The following is an 18,402-nucleotide window of genomic DNA, read 5'->3' as shown; positions in this document are numbered from 1 at the left end:
CACCCCCGGATCAATCCCTCCACTCAGCCTTCCGACGTCGCCCGTGGATCAAGATCAAAAGCTTTGTCGAGCTTGCGCTCATCCTGTGTAGGAGCTGCCGCAGGCTGCGATCCTTTGATCTTGCTTGTGCTTGTGTAGGAGCAGAGCTTGCTCGCGAAGGCGGCCTGACAGCAGACCCATTTCTTGCAGACTGCACACAATTCCTGTGGGAGCCTGGCTTGCCAGCGATGGCGGCCTGACAGCCGACCAATTCCTGCCAGATGTACTCAATCCAACTGTAGGAGTGAGCCTGCTCGCGATAGCGGTGTGTCAGGCGCCCAACATGTTGAATGTGCTGACGTCTTCGCGAGCAGGCTCGCTCCCACATTGGATTAGTTGTGGGTTGGGGTTTGGGATATTTCATGGTTATCCAGCGCCCGGTTCACCGCCAGTTCGGCGAGCATGATGATTTGCTGGATCGCCAGAATCGTTCTTCGCTGCGGGAGTTCGATGTAGGCGGCGATGTCGCTGGTCATGAGGCTGGCTTGTGCCAGTGATTCGCAGGCGTGGACCAGCAGGCTTTCGTTGTCCTGATTGGGGGCGACCTGGAACATGGTGCTGGGTTTGTGGAAGCGCAATGTGAGTGCGTTGGGTTTGAGGTAGTGGTCGAGGGCGCGTTCGGCGGCTTCGTGGAATCTTTTTGAACCGGGGAATTCGTAGGGGGTGGTGTCTTCGAGTTCCGGGGGATTCGGTGTTGGTTTGATCATGGTGAAGCTCCATTCGGGAAGTGGAGTTCGCCAAGCACTGCGACCAAGCAATAGGGTGGCGAACCGTACGCGGGTTGGTCGACCAGGGAATGGAAACCCGGCAGAGCCGAAGCTCTCCCACGCACGGCTCGCCATTAAGCAAGCTTGCAAAGTGCGCCATTCTAAACCCGAGCGACCAAGCCCGGTCGCTGATTCGTCAGCGACACCCAAAGCCTATCCACCTCGCTTCCGACGGACAACCGACGCGACCTGTCGGAAACATCCGCGAAATTCCCGTTCTGTAGGAGCTGCCGTAGGCTGCGATCTTTTGATTTTTAAACGGCAAGATCAAAAGATCGCAGCCTGCGGCAGCTCCTACAGGGGCGTGGTGTGTTTAAAGGTCAGTTGGCGACTCGGGCGCCGGCGAGGGTGCCGCTGAGTTCGTAGGCGGCCAGTTCGGCTTGGTGCGCGGCGAGGATTTCTGGCAACGACCCGCGCAGGTATTCGACCCACGTTTTGATCTTCGCATCCAGATATTGCCGCGACGGGTAGATCGCATACAGGTTCAATTCCTGCGAGCGGTAGTTCGGCATCACCCGCACCAGCGTGCCGTTGCGCAAACCTTCAATCGCCGCATACACCGGCAGCACGCCCAGGCCCATGCCGCTGATGATCGCGGTTTTCATCGCGTCGGCGGAGTTCACCAGAAACGGTGAGCTGTTGATGGTGACCACTTCCTGGCCTTCCGGGCCGTCGAACGCCCATTTCTCCAAGGGGATCACCGGGCTGACCAGGCGCAGGCAGGCGTGGTTGAGCAGGTCGCTGGGTTTTTGCGCGGCGCCGTTGGCTTTCACGTAGGCCGGGGAGGCGCAGACGATGCTGTAGGTGATGCCCAGGCGTTGCGAGACGAAACCCGAATCGGGCAGTTCGCTGGCGAGCACGATGGACACGTCGTAACCCTCGTCGAGCAAGTCCGGCACGCGGTTGGCCAGGGTCAGGTCGAAGGTCACGTCCGGGTGGGTTTTGCGGTAGCGGGCGATCGCGTCGATGACGAAGTGCTGGCCGATGCCGGTCATGGTGTGCACTTTCAACTGCCCCGCCGGGCGCGCGTGGGCGTCGCTGGCTTCGGCTTCGGCTTCTTCGACGTAGGCGAGGATCTGTTCGCAGCGCAGCAGGTAACGTTTGCCCGCCTCGGTGAGGGCGATGCGCCGGGTGGTGCGGTTGAGCAAGCGGGTTTGCAGGTGGGCTTCCAGGTTGGAGACCGCGCGCGAGACGTTGGCGGTGGTGGTGTCGAGTTGCACGGCGGCGGCGGTGAAGCTGCCGGCTTCGGCGACGCAACTGAAGGCGCGCATGTTTTGCAAAGTGTCCATGGGGTGCTCTCAAGGGAGATGGCAAATTGTGACACGAAGTTTCGGGGGCTGAGACCCCCGACCAAGGGATTATCTCGTTAACCGTAACAAAGATTCACAGAAATCCCAGCTTATCGCCGCACAGGGCCTTCCATAGAATTGCGCCGATCCCTGTAGGAGCTGCCGCAGGCTGCGATCTTTTGATTTTGTTTTAAGGGAATCAAGATCAAAAGATCGCAGCCTGCGGCAGCTCCTACAGAGAACACGCCCCGCCTTATCCTCTTCTCAGGAATTCGCAGCTGTGCCGCGTCGCATCAACAGAGCGCTTTTGCCGCTCAGTGTTCTGGCTTTTACCCTGGGTCTCAGCGGCTGCATCTCAACTGACGGAATTGCCCCGCAGGGCAAGGCGTTGGAAGCCAATTCACTGGCCACCGACGACGCCATCGCCCACGCCGCCCGTGACGCCAACTGGCCCACCGCGCAATGGTGGCAAGCCTACGGCGACCCGCAACTCAACCGCTGGATCGACCTCGCCGTGCAAGGCAGCCCGAGCATGGCCATGGCCGCTGCGCGTGTGCGTCAGGCCAAAGCCCTAGCCGGTGTTACCGAAGCGGCGGAGTCGTTGCAGATCAACGGCGAATCGACGCTCAAACGACACAACTGGCCGACCGATCAGTTCTACGGTTCGGGCGAGCTGGCCAACACCACGACCTGGGATAACAACGCTGCGCTGGGTTTCAGCTACGCCCTCGACCTCTGGGGCCGCGAAAGCAATAGCAGCGAGCGCGCGGTGGATCTGGCGCACATGAGCGCGGCCGAAGCGCGACTGGCGCAGCTGGAATTGCAGAACAACATCGTCCGCGCCTACATCGAACTGTCGCTGCATTACGCCCAGCGCGACATCGTCGCGGCGACGCTCAAGCAGCAGCAACAGATTCTCGATCTGGCGCAGAAACGTTTGAACGGCGGAATCGGCACGCATTTCGAAGTCAGTCAGGCCGAAACACCGCTGCCGGAAACCCATCGGCAAATCGATGCGCTGGATGAAGAAATTGCCCTCAGTCGCAATCAACTTGCCGCGCTGGCGGGTAAAGGGCCGGGGGAGGGCGCGCAGTTGCAGCGCCCGACTTTGTCCCTTGGCGCTGAGTTGAAACTGCCGTCAGCATTGCCCGCCGAATTGCTCGGTCAGCGACCGGACGTAGTCGCCAGTCGCTGGCAAGTGGCGGCGCAGGCGCGTGGGATCGATGTGGCGCATGCCGGGTTTTATCCCAATGTCGATTTGGTCGGCAGCCTCGGTTACATGGCCACGGGTGGCGGCGCGCTGGAGTTTTTGACCGGCAAGAAACTCAATTACAACGTCGGCCCGGCGATCTCGCTGCCGATCTTTGACGGTGGGCGTTTGCGTGCCGAACTCGGTGAAGCCTCCGCCGGTTACGACATCGCCGTGGCGCATTACAACCAGACGCTGGTGAATGCGCTGAAGAACATTTCCGACCAGTTGATCCGCCGCGAATCGATGGACAAGCAGCAAGGCTTTGCCGCTGAGTCGGTGGCCACGGCGCAGAAGACTTACGACATCGCGATGATCGCTTATCAGCGTGGGCTTACCGATTACCTCAACGTGCTCAATGCGCAGACGTTGCTGTTCAAGCAGCAGCAAGTGCAGCAGCAGGTGCAGGCGGCGCGTCTGAGTGCGCATGCCGAATTGGTGACTGCGTTGGGTGGTGGTCTTGGCGCCGGCAACGACGTACCGAGTGCTGAGCAGACAGCGGCCCCGAAAACCCCGGTTCTCCTGCGTTGAACACAAAACCCAATGTGGGAGCGGGCTTGCTCGCGAAAGCGGCGTATCAGTCGACATCGATGTTGAATTTGAACACGCCTTCGCGAGCAAGCCCGCTCCCACAGGATCCCGGCCCGCCCCGACTTTTCTGAGCAGAATTTAATGACTCCCTTGCCCGCACCATTGCGCTGGCTCTACTCCCTGGAATGGCGCCGTGGATTTTTCGACTGGGCGCGCAGCGATGGCGTGACCTGGGTTTACATCTTCAAGGTGTTGCTCGCCGCATTTCTCACGCTGTGGCTGGCCATGCGCCTGGAATTGCCGCAACCGCGCACGGCGATGATCACCGTGTTCATCGTCATGCAGCCGCAGAGCGGCCAGGTGTTTGCCAAGAGTTTCTATCGCTTCCTCGGCACGTTGGCCGGCTCGGCGATGATGGTCACGCTGATCGCCTTGTTCGCGCAAAACACTGAACTGTTTCTCGGCTCATTGGCGATCTGGGTCGGCATCTGCTCGGCCGGTGCCGCGCGTTGCCGCAACTTCCGCGCCTACGGTTTTGTCCTTGCCGGTTACACCGCCGCGATGGTCGGTTTGCCCGCGCTGGCGCACCCGGACGGCGCATTCATGGCTGCCGTGTGGCGAGTGCTGGAGATCTCGCTGGGCATCCTTTGCGCGACCGTGATCAGCGCCGCGATCCTGCCGCAAACCGCCAGTGCCGCCATGCGCAACGCCTTGTATCAGCGCTTCGGCGTGTTCGCATTGTTCGTCACCGATGGCCTGCGCGGACGCAGCAAAGCCCAGTCTTTCGAAGCGAGCAACGTGCGCTTTATCGCCGAAGCCGTTGGCCTCGAAGGTTTACGCAGCGTGACGGTTTTCGAAGACCCGCACATGCGCCGGCGCAACGGTCGCCTGAGCCGTTTGAACAGCGAATTCATGGGCATCACCACACGCTTCAACGCCTTGCATCAATTGCTTGAACGCCTGCGTGTCAACGGCGAAGAACACGTGGTCGCGGCGATCAGACCGGGCCTGCAGGATCTCGCCGAAGTGCTCGACGGCTTCAGCGGCCGCGCCCTGACCAGCCCCGATGCCGCCCGTTTGGCAACTGCGCTGGCAACCTACAAAGAAGGTTTGCCGACACGCGTGCGAACCTTGCGCGCGATCTTTCAAGACACCGACCCCAGTGAAGCCGAGCAGCTGGATTTCCACACCGCGTACGAACTGCTTTACCGCTTCGTCGACGACCTGCACAGCTATGCACAGACCCACGCGTCACTCGCCGATCACCGTCACGAACGCGAGCGCTGGGATGAACCGTTCACCCCGCAAACCAACTGGTGGGCCGCTGCGGCATCAGGCATACGCGCCTCGTTCATTCTGGTGGTGCTCGGCAGTTATTGGGTCGCCACTGCATGGCCAAGTGGCGCGACGATGACCCTGATCGCCGCCGCCACCGTGGGCCTTTCGGCTGCCACACCCAACCCGAAACGCATGGCTTTCCAGATGGCTTGCGGCACCTTCCTCGGTGCCCTGATCGGCTTCGTCGAGATGTTTTTCATCTTCCCGTGGATCGACGGTTTTCCATTGCTGTGCGTGATGCTCGCGCCAGTGATCGTGCTCGGCTCGTTCCTCACGTCGCGCCCGCAATACGCCGGTGTCGGCCTTGGTTTGCTGATCTTCTTCAGCACCGGTTCGGTGCCGGACAACCTGACGATCTACAACCCCTACACCTTCATTAACGACTACATCGCCATGGTCATGGGCATGCTGGTCTGTGCCGCTGCCGGGGCGATTATTCTGCCGCCGAACAGTCGCTGGCTGTGGAAACGTCTGGAGCAGGATCTGCGCGGCCAAGTGGTTTACGCAATCAGCGGCAAACTAAAAGGCCTGGCCTCGAGCTTCGAGAGCCGCACCCGCGATCTGCTGCATCAGGCTTATGGTCTCGCGGCCGGGGAACCTAAGGTGCAAAAGAATCTGCTGCGCTGGATGTTCGTGGTGCTCGAAGTCGGCCACGCGATCATCGAGTTGCGTAAGGAACAGGCGATCCTGCCGGTGCACCCGGCCTATGCCGAATCGCAGCCGTGGCGCCAGGCAATTCGCGTGATGGGTCGCGCGTTGGTGCGGCTGTTTCTGCAACCCAACTCCAGCAATCTCGAACGCGCACTGGTCGCTGTCGATCACGCAATCAGCCGTGTCGCGGCGACCGATGAGCCGTTTGCGCCGCATTTCGATACCTCCGCATTGCGCCGGGTGAAGAGCTATCTGCACTTCATCCGCACCTCGTTGCTCGATCCGCAATCACCGCTCGCTGCCTACGCCGTCGCCAAGCCCGAAGGACTTGCCCATGCCTCGTGAAATCGCTTTCCACGGCGTGTACATGCCGACCATGACCCTGATGTTTTTCATCGCTGCGGCACTGGCCTGGGCGGTGGATCGGTTCCTGTCCGGGTTCGACCTGTACCGTTTTTTCTGGCACCCGGCGCTGCTGCGTCTGAGTCTGTTTACCTGTCTGTTCGGCGCCATGGCGCTGACTGTCTACCGTTGAGAACGTCCCCATGAAAAAGTTTTTCAGCCTGCTCGCGACCCTGCTGGTGCTGGCCCTGGCGCTGTGGATCGGCCGCACGTTGTGGGAGCACTACATGAACACGCCGTGAACCCGCGATGGCCGCGTGCGTGCCGACATCATCAACGTCGCCGCCGACGTCACCGGCGAGGTGATCGACGTGCCGGTGCGCGACAACCAACTGGTGAAGAAGGGCGATTTGCTCATGCAGATCGACCCCGAGCACTACCGCATCGCGGTCAAACAGGCGCAGTCGCTGGTCGCTTCGCGCAAGTCGACGTGGGAGATGCGCAAGGTCAATGCCCACCGTCGCGCCGATCTCGACAACCTGGTCATTTCCAAGGAAAACCGCGACGACGCCAGCAACATCGCCGACGCCGCGCTCGCCGATTACCAACACGCTCAGGCGCAACTGGAAGCCGCCGAACTCAACCTCAAACGCACCGAAGTGCGCGCGGCCGTCGACGGTTACGTGACCAACCTCAACGTGCATCGCGGTGATTACGCCCGTATCGGCGAAGCGAAAATGGCCGTGGTCGACATGAACTCGTTCTGGGTTTACGGCTTCTTCGAAGAGACCAAACTGCCCCACGTTCGCGTCGGAGATAAAGCCGACATGCAATTGATGAGCGGCGAAGTGCTCAAGGGCCACGTGGAAAGTATTTCGCGCGGCATCTACGACCGCGACAACCCGGAAAGCCGCGAGCTGATTGCGGATGTGAACCCGACGTTTAACTGGGTGCGGTTGGCCCAGCGGGTGCCGGTGCGGATTCACATTGATGAGGTGCCGGAGGGGGTTCTGTTGGCGGCGGGGATTACCTGTACGGTGGTGGTGAATCAGGCTGGGGAGTGACTATGGAAATTCCCCGCCTGTGGGTAGGCGGGGATTCAGCGGCGAGGCAGGTTCAACTGAAGAAGCATTTCATAGTGCCAAGACCCTCAGGTTTGATACCCGTAATGTTGGCGCTGACAATGACTCGTCCGTCCTGACGGGAGATCAGTTGCACGGGAGGGTTGCGCACGGTGAAATCCGCCTCGGTGTAGCCGGTGCCATTGAACGCTGTGTCCAGACTTGCGTCTGGATTAAAGCGGGCGACCAGTGCCCACCATTGACCGGTTGCAAGGATGATTTTGTTGTCGGTTTGCGCCAGTGCACTGCTCCAATCGTTATCACGTCCTTCATCAAACTGGGTCAGCAGGGGCTTGCCTTGGTTGAACATGAGATGGGGACTGCCTTGGGGAGTCAGTGCAACCATCAGTCCGGCCACACTGCCGCCACTTTTTGAAGCCGCTGCACCTGCCGCCAGCAGGGTGCCATCGGGTCGTTCAATCACAGCATTGAACAACGTGCTTTTGTCGGTCAGATCGATGTAATGGAAACCGGGTGAGCGCGGATCGCCGAACGTCGTGTCGACCTGGCCGTTATCCTCCAGTCGCGCAAAAAACGCGCGATTGTCCCCCGGCGTGGATCGAACATACCCAGCCAGCACAATGCTCTTTCCTTGGGATAGACAGCCATTGATCGCCGTTGAAGCCAACGGGTCTGCCAAGGTGAACTGCCAACGGCCGCTGCCGTTGAAAGTCGTATCCGGTTGACCGTTGGGCTGCAGGCGCAACACTACGCCAGTGGTAATCAGAGAGCCGTTGCGCTGCGTGTAATTGAAGCTGATTAGCAGTTTGCCATCGGATCGAACATGCACTGCACAGGAGTCGGTCATGAGTTCCTGATCCGACGGCGTTTCTATAATGAGGTTGCCGTTGTCGCCGAATGACGTCTGCGGCTGGCCATGCTGATCGAAGCATGCAATCGCCAGGTCGGCCCAGCCTGTCAGATTCTCTGTCCAGCCTTGCAGGTAGATGTGGCCGGCTCCATTTTCCTGCACGGTGAGCTTGCCACCCCCGCAAGACGCAGGATGAGCGAAGCTGCCCAGTCGCAGACCGTTGTCAGCAAAGGTTGGATCGCCAGTGCCATCAGCATTGATGCGACCCAGTACATATTTGTACCGATCCTCATGGAAGACCTCAGCACTGAAAACTGTCTTGCCTTGCAAATCACTGTAGATGCCCCGGAAGAGAGCCAAAACTTCGAATGCAGGATCCCTTCCGAGTAAATCCTGCAGATAAGCCATGCCATTATCGTTACCGAAATCTGTATCCGGTGTGCCGGGTAAACCAGACGATTTAGCGTTTGAAAGTGTCATGTGCGGACTGCCTTCAGTAATGAATGAGGAGTGGCACCAGTCTCTATTCAGCCACGGTGCGCAAGGCATTCACGACAACTTTCGCTCGATTGTCACTCAGGAAACTGTGGGTGCTTGTCGGACACTTTATGGGCGCTTTCTTTGGAAGCGTCTACTGTCAGAAATTACAGGTGACAGGCAAAAAAAACGGTGGCAGGGCGGCATCAGCCCTGACAGAACGTCTCGTGCAAATGCCGCCAGATGACCCGCCCGGATTCAGCTTTTTCAAACACCACTGTCGAGCGTCGATCCGTATTCAATCCGCTCGCATCCGTCTGCAGTTCACGGTAACTCACCGTGGCCCCGTGTTCATGCAACGCAATGGCACGCAGTTCGCTGAGCTCAATGTTGAATCCGGTTTTCTTACCTCCAGCCATCCGAAACAGAGCGCTCAACGCCGCGAAATTCAGCATCCGGCCCAGCGGCGAAATCATGGAGAACTCAGGCGAAAACCGCGCTAGCAGTCGCTCCAGTTCAGCGTCGTCTCCCTCCACGGCGAACCATCGCTCGATGGCTTCGTGTGCCTGAATCACTTCATCAAAATATTCGCTGTAGTCGGTCATATGGATTTTTCCTTCAGGGGATTAGGCGCCAGCAGGGCGAGCACGGTGGTTGAGTCGAAGCGCAGCACGCTGACCATCGGCAGCAACGTGAGCAGCGCGGCAGCGAGGAAGCAGTAGCGAAAACCCTCACCACCCAAAGCCCCCAACAAGGAGCTGAGCAACGCCGCGCCGAGGCAAAAACCAAGCTGACGATTGATATTCCACAGCGCACTGGAGTGGCCCATTTTTTCTGGCACGATGCCGACGAATGCCAAGGTCTGCGCAGTGACGCTGCACAGGCTGCCGCCGAGGCCCATCAGGCCGTAGGCGATGATCAGCGGCGTGCTGGCGGGTTGTTCGATGCGCATCAGCAAGACGATACCGAGGCATTGCAGGAGCATGCCAGCGCTCAACAGCGGCTTCGGCCCCAGGCGATTGAAACTGCGTTTGCCGAGCATGATCGCCACGCCCGAACCCACTGCCCATGGCAGCATCAACGCCCCGATTTGCGCTGCGCCTAAGCCGAGATTGTGCAGGTACAACACGGCGATCATGTGGGTGCCGGTGAACACGCCGGGCACGCACAGGTAGATCAGCATCGCCAAGCGCAGCGACGGGTTTTTGATCAGTTGCAGATCAAGAATGGCGTTGGGTTTACGCCAGCCGTCACGCAGATAAATGCACAGGGTCAGGACGCTGAGCACGAGGACAAAGAGACCGAGGATGCGGGTGTCTGTTTCGCTCAGCATGCTGACGGCGATCAACAACAAACTCAGCGCAGTCGCCGCCAATAGCAAGCCGCGCGCATCCAGCGTCGGGCGTTCACTCGAAGGCTGATCGGCTTTCAGCCAGAACAGACCCAGGCCAAACGCGAGCAGCGTCACCGGCAAATTCAGGTAGAAAATCCACCGCCACGACAACGCCTGAACAATCAATCCGCCCGCCGCCGGCGACAGTGCCGGCACCATCAGCGCCACCAGCAACACCACGCCGGTGAAATGCGCGCGCTGCGACGGCGGAAACTGTCGATACGCCAACGCCTGACCCACCGGCAGCAACAACCCGCCACCGAGCCCTTGCAACAGGCGCCAGCCAATCAAGCTTTCGATCGATGCCGCTTGCGCCACCAGCGCCGAGCCAATCCCGAACAACAGCAGCGAGGCGAGAATCAGCCGTCGTTCGCCGATCCGTGCCGCCAGCCACACGCTCAGCGGAATGATCAGCGTCAGCCCGAGCATGTAGGCGTTGGTGATCCACGCCAGTTGCGTCACCGAGGCATGCAATTGTTGGGCGATGTCGGGGTAGGCAATGCTGGCGACGAACATGTTCAGCAAGTCGAGGGCGAAGCCCAACAAATACACCAGCGCGACTTTCGAGCGATAAGCCATGGCAGCTTCCCTGTGATGAGACGTGCAGGGTAGGGCGCTTCTGGTGATAGGAAAACGCTGGTTTGGCTGCTAGTTTGTCAAAATTATTTTGACAAGGAGCGCCGTGGTCATGGTCAGTCTGGATCGATTCGACACCTTCAAAGCTGTGGTCGAGGCCGGCTCGTTGACCGCTGCCGCCGACACATTGGGCCAGACTCGCGCGGTGGTGAGTTTCAATCTCAAGCGGCTGGAAGAGGAATTGGGCGTGACCTTGCTCACGCGCAACACCCGGCAACTGGCGCTTACCGATGCCGGGGAGCGTTTTTATCGACGCTGCTTGCGCACGCTGGATGAAGCGCGACTGGCCATTGAGGAAGCGCGTTCGGAACATTCACAGCTCAAGGGCACGTTGCGGATTACCACGACGGTGGAGTTCGCGCTGGCGCAAGTGGTGCCGGCGCTGGAGGTATTTCGTCAACAGCAACCGCAGTTGAATATTCACCTGTCGACGTCTTCGACGCATGCCGATCTGATCTCTGAACGGTTTGATATGGCGATCCGTTTGGGGCGCATGCACGACTCCAATCTGCGTGCGGTGCAGCTGTCGACGTTCGAGGTGTTTGCGGTGGCAGCACCGGGGTTGGTCGAGCGCTTTGCGTCGGTTGATACGCTGGCGGTGCTGGAGTCGATGCCGACATTGGGGCACGGGCGGGTGCCGGAGATGACGGTGACTGATCCGCACGGTGCTGAACATTTCTACCAGCCGAAACCGGGAACCACTGCGATTGTTGCGGACAACTCGGCGACGCTCAGGGCCTTTGCCTTGACCGGGCAGGGTGTTGCGATTTTGCCGCAATGGTTGATTCAGGAGGATCTGGAGTCGGGGCGGTTGGTGCGTTTGCTCCCCGACTACCGCTTTGCCCAGCAAGGGGTGTACGCGCTGTACCCGGATACCCGGCATTTGCCGCTGAAGGTGCGGGCGTTTATTGATTTCATGAAGGGTTGGGGCTGAGGATTTTCGGTGTAGGGTCTGGCCTCTTCGCGAGCAAGCCCGCTCCCACATTTGGAATGCATTCTCCTGTGGGAGCGGGCTTGCTCGCGAAGGCGTCAACTCGGTCTCAGAGCTGCCTCTGCAACCCGAACCGCCTCATCAACACCGACTCCAGCAACCCCTTCGGCAACAACGCCGCCAACAGCGGTAACGCCCGGCTGCCGTTACCAATGCGGATCAAGCGCGGCGGGTTACTCTGCCGCACGGCCTTGAGCAAATCAGCGGCAAACTCAGCAGCCGGCGTCGGCTTGTCCTGCGAAGCCTTGGCCCGCGCGCGAATGCCTTCACGCAACGGAAACCACGGCGATTGTTCATTGATCAACTGCTCGGCCTCATGCCCGGCATTCTTGGCGAAGCTCGACTGAATCGCCCCCGGCTGCACTTCCATCACACGAATGCCGAACGGCGCCAACTCCATGCGCAAGGCATCGGTCAATGCGTGCACCGCCGCTTTCGAGGCGCAGTAAGCACCGGCAAACGGCGTGACCAAAACCCCTGACACGCTGCCGATATTCACCACCAGTCCCTTGCCCCGCCGCAGCACCGGAAACAACGCGCGGGTAACGCCGACTATGGAAAACACATTGGTTTCGAACTGCCGCTGCATCGCCGGCACACCGCCGTCGAGCAACGGCCCCATCGCGCCATAACCGGCGTTGTTGATCAGCACGTCGAGGCCGCCATGCTCCTGACTGATTCGCTCGCCGAGTTGCGCCAGCGCCGCGCCGTCGTTGACATCCAGTTGCACGGCGGTAAAACCGGCCGCACTCAATGCAGCGACATCGTCGGCCTTGCGCGCACTGGCCCAGACTTCGTAGCCCGCCGTTTTAAACGCATCGGCAAGCGCGCGGCCGATGCCGCTGGAACAACCGGTAATCAACGCAACGGGCATGGCGCATTCCTTGTGCAAAAAAGTTGGGAAGGGGGATCAGTCGGAGAAACTACCCTGCAAATGCTCGGCGCGGAACTCCAGAGTTTGCGGGCGATAACCGGGACGCAGTGGCGGCAATGGCAAACAGTCTTCCCATGTCGAACCGGCCTGCAATTCGCCGGGGCCACGGTAGCGCGGCGCGGTGTATTGGTTGTCGGCCAGGTTGACCGTGTCACCCGGCGCGTAGGCTGCAATGCGCCAGCGCAGTTCGGTCAGCGGCACGCTGTTGCCGTTGTTCATCTTCAGTTGCAGCGGGCGATCGGCCGGGCATTGCTCCGGCGCGTAGCTGATGCGTAACTCAAGACGCGCCAGTTGCTTGATCTCGCGGTTGTCCAGCCACACCACCCACATCGCTACCAGACCGAGGCCGATAGCGGCTGCCACTGACACCGGAAAGGCTTTGGCCGGATAGCGCAGCAACAGGATCAGCCAGGTGATGACCAGCAAAATGCCGATGAACATGTGTACAACCTCTAGGAGAGAGAGGGTCATCCTACCTAAGCGTAGGTGAGGTTGGCGATGGGAAGGGCAAAGTCAAAAGATCGCAGCCTGCGGCAGCTCCTACAGTTGGAACACGTTTGCCCTGTAGGAGCTGCCGCAGGCTGCGATCTTTCGCTTCTAAAAAAAAAGCCCCCGCCCAACCCGCTGCGGATAGGGAACGCAACGGGCTGGACGAGGGCTTCTTGTTTTGCCGATCAGTTACTGCGCGATGGTTTTCACCGACACGCCGCGTTCGATCGGGGTGGAGCGGCCGTAGATGTCTTCGAAGCGTTCGATGTCGTCTTCGCCCAGGTACGAGCCCGACTGGACTTCGATGATTTCCAGCGGGATCTTGCCCGGGTTGCGCAGGCGATGCACCGAGGCGATCGGGATGTAGGTCGACTGGTTTTCGCAAAGCAGGAACACGTTTTCATCGCAGGTCACTTCTGCGGTGCCGCTGACCACGATCCAGTGTTCGGCGCGGTGGTGGTGCATCTGCAGCGACAGGCATGCGCCCGGTTTTACCGAGATGTGCTTGACCTGGAAACGCCCGCCCATGTCCACCGAGTCGTACGAGCCCCACGGACGATAGACTTCGCAATGGTTCTGGGTTTCGCTGCGGCCCTGCTCGTTGAGCGTGTTGACCATTTGCTTGACGCCCTGAACCTTGTCTTTGTGGGCAATCATCATGGCGTCTTTGGTTTCGACCACGACGATGTTTTCCAGACCGATCACCGACACCAGTTTGCCGTTGCCATGGATCATGCAGTTCTTGCTGTCCTGGATGACCACGTCGCCTTTGGTGACGTTGCCGTTGGCGTCTTTCTCGTTGACTTCCCACAGCGACGACCAGCAACCGACATCGCTCCAGCCAGCGGTCAGCGGCACCACGCAGGCGCGCTGGGTTTTTTCCATCACGGAGTAGTCGATGGAGTTGTCCGGGCAGCAGGCGAAGGTGGCTTCGTCCAGTGTCACGGTGTCGGCATCCTGCTCGCTGCGCTCAAGGGTCAGCAGGCAGGTGTCGTAGATGTCCGGATCGTGCTTTTTCAGCTCTTCGAGGAAGCGGCTGGCGCGGAACAGGAACATGCCGCTGTTCCAGTAGTAACCGCCGGACTGCACGTACTCGGTAGCGCGTTTGACGTCAGGTTTTTCGACGAAGTGCGAGACGCGGCTGACGCCTTCGGGCAGCAGCGAATCCGCAGTGGATTTGATGTAGCCGTAACCGGTTTCCGGTTTGGTCGCCGGTACGCCGAACAGCACCATTTCGCCGTTTTCAGCGGCGACGGTGGCGAGGGCGAGGGCGCGTTGCAGGGCTTTCTGGTCTTCGAGGACGTGGTCAGCCGGCAGCACCAGCATCAGTTCGTCGCGACCTTCATTGACCAGCATCATCGCGGTCAACGCCACGGCCGGCGCGGTGTTGCGGCCGAACGGTTCCATCAGGATGCGCTGGCATTCCAGATTACGATTGCTCAACTGCTCGTTGACGATGAAGCGGTGATCCTTGTTGCAGACCACGATCGGGGTGTCCATGCCTTCGAACACCAGGCGCTCGAGGGTCTGCTGGAAGAGCGTGTGTTCGCCGGTCAGGGCGAGGAATTGCTTAGGGAACTGCTTACGCGAAAGCGGCCAAAGACGTGAACCGCTACCACCTGACAAGATCACCGGAATCATATTGTTTACTCCATAAAATCGATTGGTTAGAGGCACGAACGCTGTGTCGTTTCACTCTTGTTTTTGTTTCGTACCCAAACTGACAACCCGATCAAGGGTGGGAGGGGGCTTGCTCCCGAAGGCGGTGTATCCGTCGACATATCTGTTGAATGTCGTACCGCTTTCGCGAGCAAGCCCGCTCCCACAGGGGATAGACGTCAGTCAGGAAAAATGATTAGCGAGTCGATACCGGGCGTTTTACCCAGACTGGCGACAGGCTGCTGCCGCTGCCGGTGACGTACAGCACCGCAGCTTCGCCGCGCTCAAGGGCGACCGGTTTTACGTCGCCGACTTTCTTGTCACCTTCGTACAGCGCCAGGCTGACTTTCACCGGGTTGATTTCACGTTCGCCACGGCCCTTGGCGGCCACGTTCGGCACCACGTCGGTCTTGCCGTCGGCGGTCTTCAGGGTCAGCGGTTTGTCGCTGAGGTTCTGCACGCGCACCAGGGATTTCTGCTTGTTCTTGAACGGCGGCTCTTCGATCAGTTGCGGCGCGCCGGAAGCGTTGTTGACCAGGGTGTAGTAATGGTCACCGGCGAGTTTCACCGGCAGGGTCTGGCTGCCGACTTTGGCGCTGTAATCACCGCCCGGCATGAAGCTGAAGTCGCTGCTGGCCAGTGGCGCAACGTCGCTCAGGTTGGTGCTGCCGACGGTGGCACTGACTTCAGCGTTGCTGGCGTTGTAGACACGCACAAAGGACGAGCCTTTCGGTGCGGTCGGGCCGTACAGCGCGGCGTCACCACCGGCGAAAGCTTGAACCGACAGCACGCTCAAACCTGCAACCAGTGCAATGCGTTTTGCGAGACGACGAGGAGTAGTAGTGAAAGTCATGGTGTACCTCTCTTTCAGTTTTGCGCCCGATCGGGCGTCTCGGATTTAGTGTTGATTGCTACGTTTTGTTGGCGCGCGCCGGCTTGTTTAAGCTCTGCGACCCACTGCGGGTCGGCGTCGCCGATTTCGTTGTTCACAGGCAGATATCGTTCAGGAAACTCCCAGATCAGCACCTGTGGCGGGCTGTTCTTGAAGTCATCGCTTTTCAGGTAGCTGAGCATCGGCAGGATCGGGCCGTGGCCGTCTTCGGCGTAGCTCACCACGTCGCTGTGCAGCGTTTGTTTCAGTGCACCGACGAAGTTCCAGTTGGGGTTGGCGCTGTAGCTGGTGCCGACCAGTGCCACCGGCACTTCATTGCTGGCGAACAGCGCGTCGTCACCGGCAGGCTGATCGCCGGCCGCGACGGTGTTGCGCTTTTGCAGCGGCTCTTGCGCCGGCATCAGGTTTTCAAACAGCGGATCGAGTGGCAGGAACAAGCGCAGATCGCCCTTGTGCGTGACCTTTTCCGCTGGCGTAGTGACGAAGCGCTGCGGCTCGCCGCTGAGCGGGAACTTGTCAGCGATGGTTTTCGCCAGAGTGTTTGCTGCAACCTCGGCGCCTTCCGGCGTCCAGTGCGTATCGGTGCGCAGGAACACTTGCTGACCGCTTTGCTTGGCCTGTTGGAACGGCTTGAGCAAGTCAGGGGCGAGGATCTTGTCGGCGGCTACCCGAGCATGGAAATCCTGATAGAGATTTTCGTGAATGCTTGCCGGTTTCACTTCACCCAGATGCTCCGGGTACAGACGAACCTTGGCCGGCACGATTGCCATCACCAGTTTCACGCCTTTCTCTTTGAGGGTCTGGCGCACGCCTTCGACCAGCGCGTAGTTGCCTTGCAGGTTCAGCTCTTCGTTGACGATCGGGTTGAATTCTTCATCGCTGTACAACCACTGATCGCGGCCGAGCACCACGCCCGGACGACCTTCGTTGAACAGTTTGAAATCCAGCGCGGCCCAGAGGTTAGTGCCCAGACGCTTGATCGGGAATTCATCGTCGTAGTGGGTTTCCACAGCCTTGGTCCAGCGGCCGTTGAGCACCGTCGCATCGGCATTGGTGCTGAAGCCGAAGAAGCTGCGAACCGACCACAGACCCAAGACCAACAGGGTCACCAGGAACAGGGCGATGTAGAAGATGCGTAATGAGCGGGTCATGTCAGATCCCTCAGAACTGGAAGTAAAGGAACGGCGAGAAGCTTTGCGCCGAGAGTTTGAGAATCGAGGCGATGAACAGCAGCAGGATCAAGCCGCGCATCACGTAGCGCGACCAGTCCGCGCTCCAGTAGGCCGGTTGCACCTGGGCTTCGACGCCGACGGTGTAGCCAGGCTCGTGGATGCTCGCCGGGTTTTCGCCGGGTGCGGCTTTGATCATTCCCGGAGTCGCCGTCGCTGGGCCGTTGGCCTCGACGTTGACTTCAGGTTTGCTCTTGGCCGGCGGCTGGTTGGTGTACAGATCGCGCAGGCCGAAGAACGCCAGCGTCACGTAAGCCACCACCAGAGTTGCCACTTGCAGACCGGTGAGGCTGGCCTGATTGAGTTCCGACAACGACCAGTCGCCGAAGCTGAACATCGCGCCGTACATGCGACCGGCAACGTGCAGGTTCTCGGCGCGGAAGATCACCCAGCCCATGACCACGAGCAGGAAGGTCAGCGCCCAGCGGATCGGATTGAGGCTGCGTGGCGAAGTGTTCAGGCCCAGCGCTTTTTCAATCGCCAGCCACATGCCGTGCCAAGCGCCCCAGACGATGTAGGTGATGTTCGCGCCGTGCCACAGACCACCGAGGAGCATGGTCAGGAACAGGTTGCGATAGGTCATCAGCGTGCCTTTACGGTTACCGCCGAGGGTGATGTACAGGTAGTCACGCAGCCAGGTCGACAGGCTGATGTGCCAGCGACGCCAGAACTCGGTAATCGACTGGCTGATGTACGGCTGTTTGAAGTTTTCCATGAAGCGGAAACCCATCATCAAGCCAAGACCAATCGCCATGTCGCTGTAACCGGAGAAGTCGAAATACAGCTGCGCGGTGTAGGCCAGTGCGCCAAGCCACGCGTCACCGGTGGTCGGGTTTTGCAGGGCGAAGCAATGGTCAGCGACCACCGCGAGGGTGTCGGCGATGAAGACCTTCTTGATGAAACCCTGCATGAACCGCGTGCAGCCCTCGGAGAATTTATCGAGGGTGTGCGTGCGGTTGTTGAACTGGTCGGCGAGGTCGCGGAAACGCAACACCGGGCCGGCAATCAAGTGCGGGAAGATCGCTACGAAGGCGGCGAAGTCGATCAGGTTGCGCGTGGCCGGGGTGTCGCCGCGATACACGTCGATGATGTAGCTGATCGATTCGAAGATGTAGAACGAGATACCGATCGGCAGCAGTACGTGGGTGAGGATGAACGGTGACAGACCGACCGACGTCATCATCGCGTTGATGCTGTCGACGCCGAAGTTGGCGTACTTAAAGTAGCCGAGGATGCACAAATCGACTGCGACACCGAGCAACAGCCAGCGCTGCGCCGGTTTGGTTCTGACACCGGCGGCACCGACTTTGAGGCCGATCCAGTAGTTCCACAATGTGACGGCGGCGAACAGCGCGAGGAAGTCCACACGCCACCAGGCATAGAACACGTAGCTGGCGATCAGCAGCAGCAAATTGCGATAGCGTTGCCCGCTCAAGTAGTACAAGCCGAGAAAGATCGGCAAGAACAGAAACAGGAACACGTTGGATGAAAATACCATCCCGATCTCTCCATGTTTGAACCAACAGTCAAGGGCCAAAGCCCCCCCAAACCCCCCGTGGTAGTG

General features: G+C 59.7%; 15 protein-coding genes and 1 pseudogene. 5 read left to right on the top strand and 11 right to left on the bottom strand.

Annotated features, from left to right (window positions below; all coding sequences use genetic code 11):
- Positions 1–371 precede the first annotated feature (371 nt).
- Together ACZZ0D_RS19370 and ACZZ0D_RS19365 are read right to left on the bottom strand one after the other, a co-directional pair.
- On the bottom strand, positions 372–746 hold the full coding sequence (locus ACZZ0D_RS19370) for a DUF6124 family protein (RefSeq protein ID WP_008088901.1): 375 nt from the start codon (positions 744–746) through the stop codon (positions 372–374).
- Positions 747–1,126: 380 nt separating this feature from the next.
- Entirely contained in the window at positions 1,127–2,095 is a 969-nt protein-coding gene (locus ACZZ0D_RS19365) for a LysR family transcriptional regulator (protein WP_008088899.1), read from the bottom strand.
- 280 nt (positions 2,096–2,375) lie between these two features.
- Here ACZZ0D_RS19365 and ACZZ0D_RS19360 point away from each other — a divergent pair, with 280 nt between their 5' ends.
- The 4 genes and pseudogenes from ACZZ0D_RS19360 to ACZZ0D_RS19345 all read left to right on the top strand — a co-directional run bounded on the left by ACZZ0D_RS19360 (position 2,376) and on the right by ACZZ0D_RS19345 (position 7,270).
- Positions 2,376–3,875, top strand: coding sequence for an efflux transporter outer membrane subunit (locus ACZZ0D_RS19360; protein ID WP_463554035.1), 1,500 nt, complete (start codon positions 2,376–2,378; stop codon positions 3,873–3,875).
- Between the two features lie 141 nt (positions 3,876–4,016).
- Positions 4,017–6,209 (top strand): FUSC family protein, encoded by a 2,193-nt coding sequence (locus ACZZ0D_RS19355; RefSeq protein WP_463554034.1) that lies wholly within the window; start codon positions 4,017–4,019, stop codon positions 6,207–6,209.
- Positions 6,199–6,399, top strand: coding sequence for a DUF1656 domain-containing protein (locus ACZZ0D_RS19350; protein WP_007914106.1), 201 nt, complete (start codon positions 6,199–6,201; stop codon positions 6,397–6,399). The genes ACZZ0D_RS19355 and ACZZ0D_RS19350 overlap by 11 nt, the downstream gene beginning before the upstream one ends.
- Before the next feature lie 10 nt (positions 6,400–6,409).
- Positions 6,410–7,270: pseudogene (locus tag ACZZ0D_RS19345) on the top strand (efflux RND transporter periplasmic adaptor subunit).
- Positions 7,271–7,322: 52 nt separating this feature from the next.
- Here ACZZ0D_RS19345 and ACZZ0D_RS19340 read toward each other — a convergent pair.
- The 3 genes from ACZZ0D_RS19340 to ACZZ0D_RS19330 all read right to left on the bottom strand — a co-directional run bounded on the left by ACZZ0D_RS19340 (position 7,323) and on the right by ACZZ0D_RS19330 (position 10,587).
- On the bottom strand, positions 7,323–8,618 hold the full coding sequence (locus ACZZ0D_RS19340) for an NHL repeat-containing protein (RefSeq protein ID WP_463554033.1): 1,296 nt from the start codon (positions 8,616–8,618) through the stop codon (positions 7,323–7,325).
- A 203-nt stretch (positions 8,619–8,821) separates the two neighbouring features.
- Positions 8,822–9,220: a DUF4440 domain-containing protein gene (locus ACZZ0D_RS19335; protein ID WP_463554032.1), complete on the bottom strand. Its 399-nt coding sequence runs from the start codon at positions 9,218–9,220 to the stop codon at positions 8,822–8,824.
- Positions 9,217–10,587 (bottom strand): MFS transporter, encoded by a 1,371-nt coding sequence (locus ACZZ0D_RS19330; RefSeq protein ID WP_463554031.1) that lies wholly within the window; start codon positions 10,585–10,587, stop codon positions 9,217–9,219. Before ACZZ0D_RS19330 ends, ACZZ0D_RS19335 begins: the two co-directional genes overlap by 4 nt.
- A 109-nt stretch (positions 10,588–10,696) precedes the next feature.
- On the opposite strand from ACZZ0D_RS19330, the gene ACZZ0D_RS19325 reads away from it, so the two are divergent.
- The gene (locus ACZZ0D_RS19325; protein WP_463554030.1) at positions 10,697–11,578 is read left to right on the top strand and encodes a LysR family transcriptional regulator; all 882 of its coding nucleotides are present in this window, start codon (positions 10,697–10,699) and stop codon (positions 11,576–11,578) included.
- Between the two features lie 106 nt (positions 11,579–11,684).
- Here ACZZ0D_RS19325 and ACZZ0D_RS19320 read toward each other — a convergent pair whose 3' ends face one another.
- The 6 genes from ACZZ0D_RS19320 to ACZZ0D_RS19295 all read right to left on the bottom strand — a co-directional run bounded on the left by ACZZ0D_RS19320 (position 11,685) and on the right by ACZZ0D_RS19295 (position 18,336).
- Positions 11,685–12,509, bottom strand: a complete 825-nt coding sequence (locus ACZZ0D_RS19320; protein ID WP_463554029.1) for an SDR family oxidoreductase — start codon at positions 12,507–12,509, stop codon at positions 11,685–11,687.
- A 36-nt stretch (positions 12,510–12,545) separates the two neighbouring features.
- Positions 12,546–13,010, bottom strand: a complete 465-nt coding sequence (locus ACZZ0D_RS19315) for a multidrug transporter (RefSeq protein ID WP_463554028.1) — start codon at positions 13,008–13,010, stop codon at positions 12,546–12,548.
- A 237-nt stretch (positions 13,011–13,247) separates the two neighbouring features.
- Entirely contained in the window at positions 13,248–14,699 is a 1,452-nt protein-coding gene (locus ACZZ0D_RS19310) for a mannose-1-phosphate guanylyltransferase/mannose-6-phosphate isomerase (protein WP_159812211.1), read from the bottom strand.
- 214 nt (positions 14,700–14,913) lie between these two features.
- Positions 14,914–15,570, bottom strand: coding sequence for an alginate O-acetyltransferase AlgF (locus ACZZ0D_RS19305; RefSeq protein WP_105705573.1), 657 nt, complete (start codon positions 15,568–15,570; stop codon positions 14,914–14,916).
- A gap of 14 nt (positions 15,571–15,584) precedes the next feature.
- Positions 15,585–16,760 (bottom strand): alginate O-acetyltransferase, encoded by a 1,176-nt coding sequence (locus ACZZ0D_RS19300; protein ID WP_463554027.1) that lies wholly within the window; start codon positions 16,758–16,760, stop codon positions 15,585–15,587.
- A gap of 10 nt (positions 16,761–16,770) precedes the next feature.
- On the bottom strand, positions 16,771–18,336 hold the full coding sequence (locus tag ACZZ0D_RS19295; protein WP_053117293.1) for an MBOAT family O-acyltransferase: 1,566 nt from the start codon (positions 18,334–18,336) through the stop codon (positions 16,771–16,773).
- Positions 18,337–18,402 lie beyond the last annotated feature (66 nt).

Source organism: Pseudomonas sp. AC193, assembly GCF_979258075.1.
The sequence above is the reverse complement of the archived record's forward strand: the minus strand, read 5'-3'. Positions and strand labels throughout refer to the sequence as shown.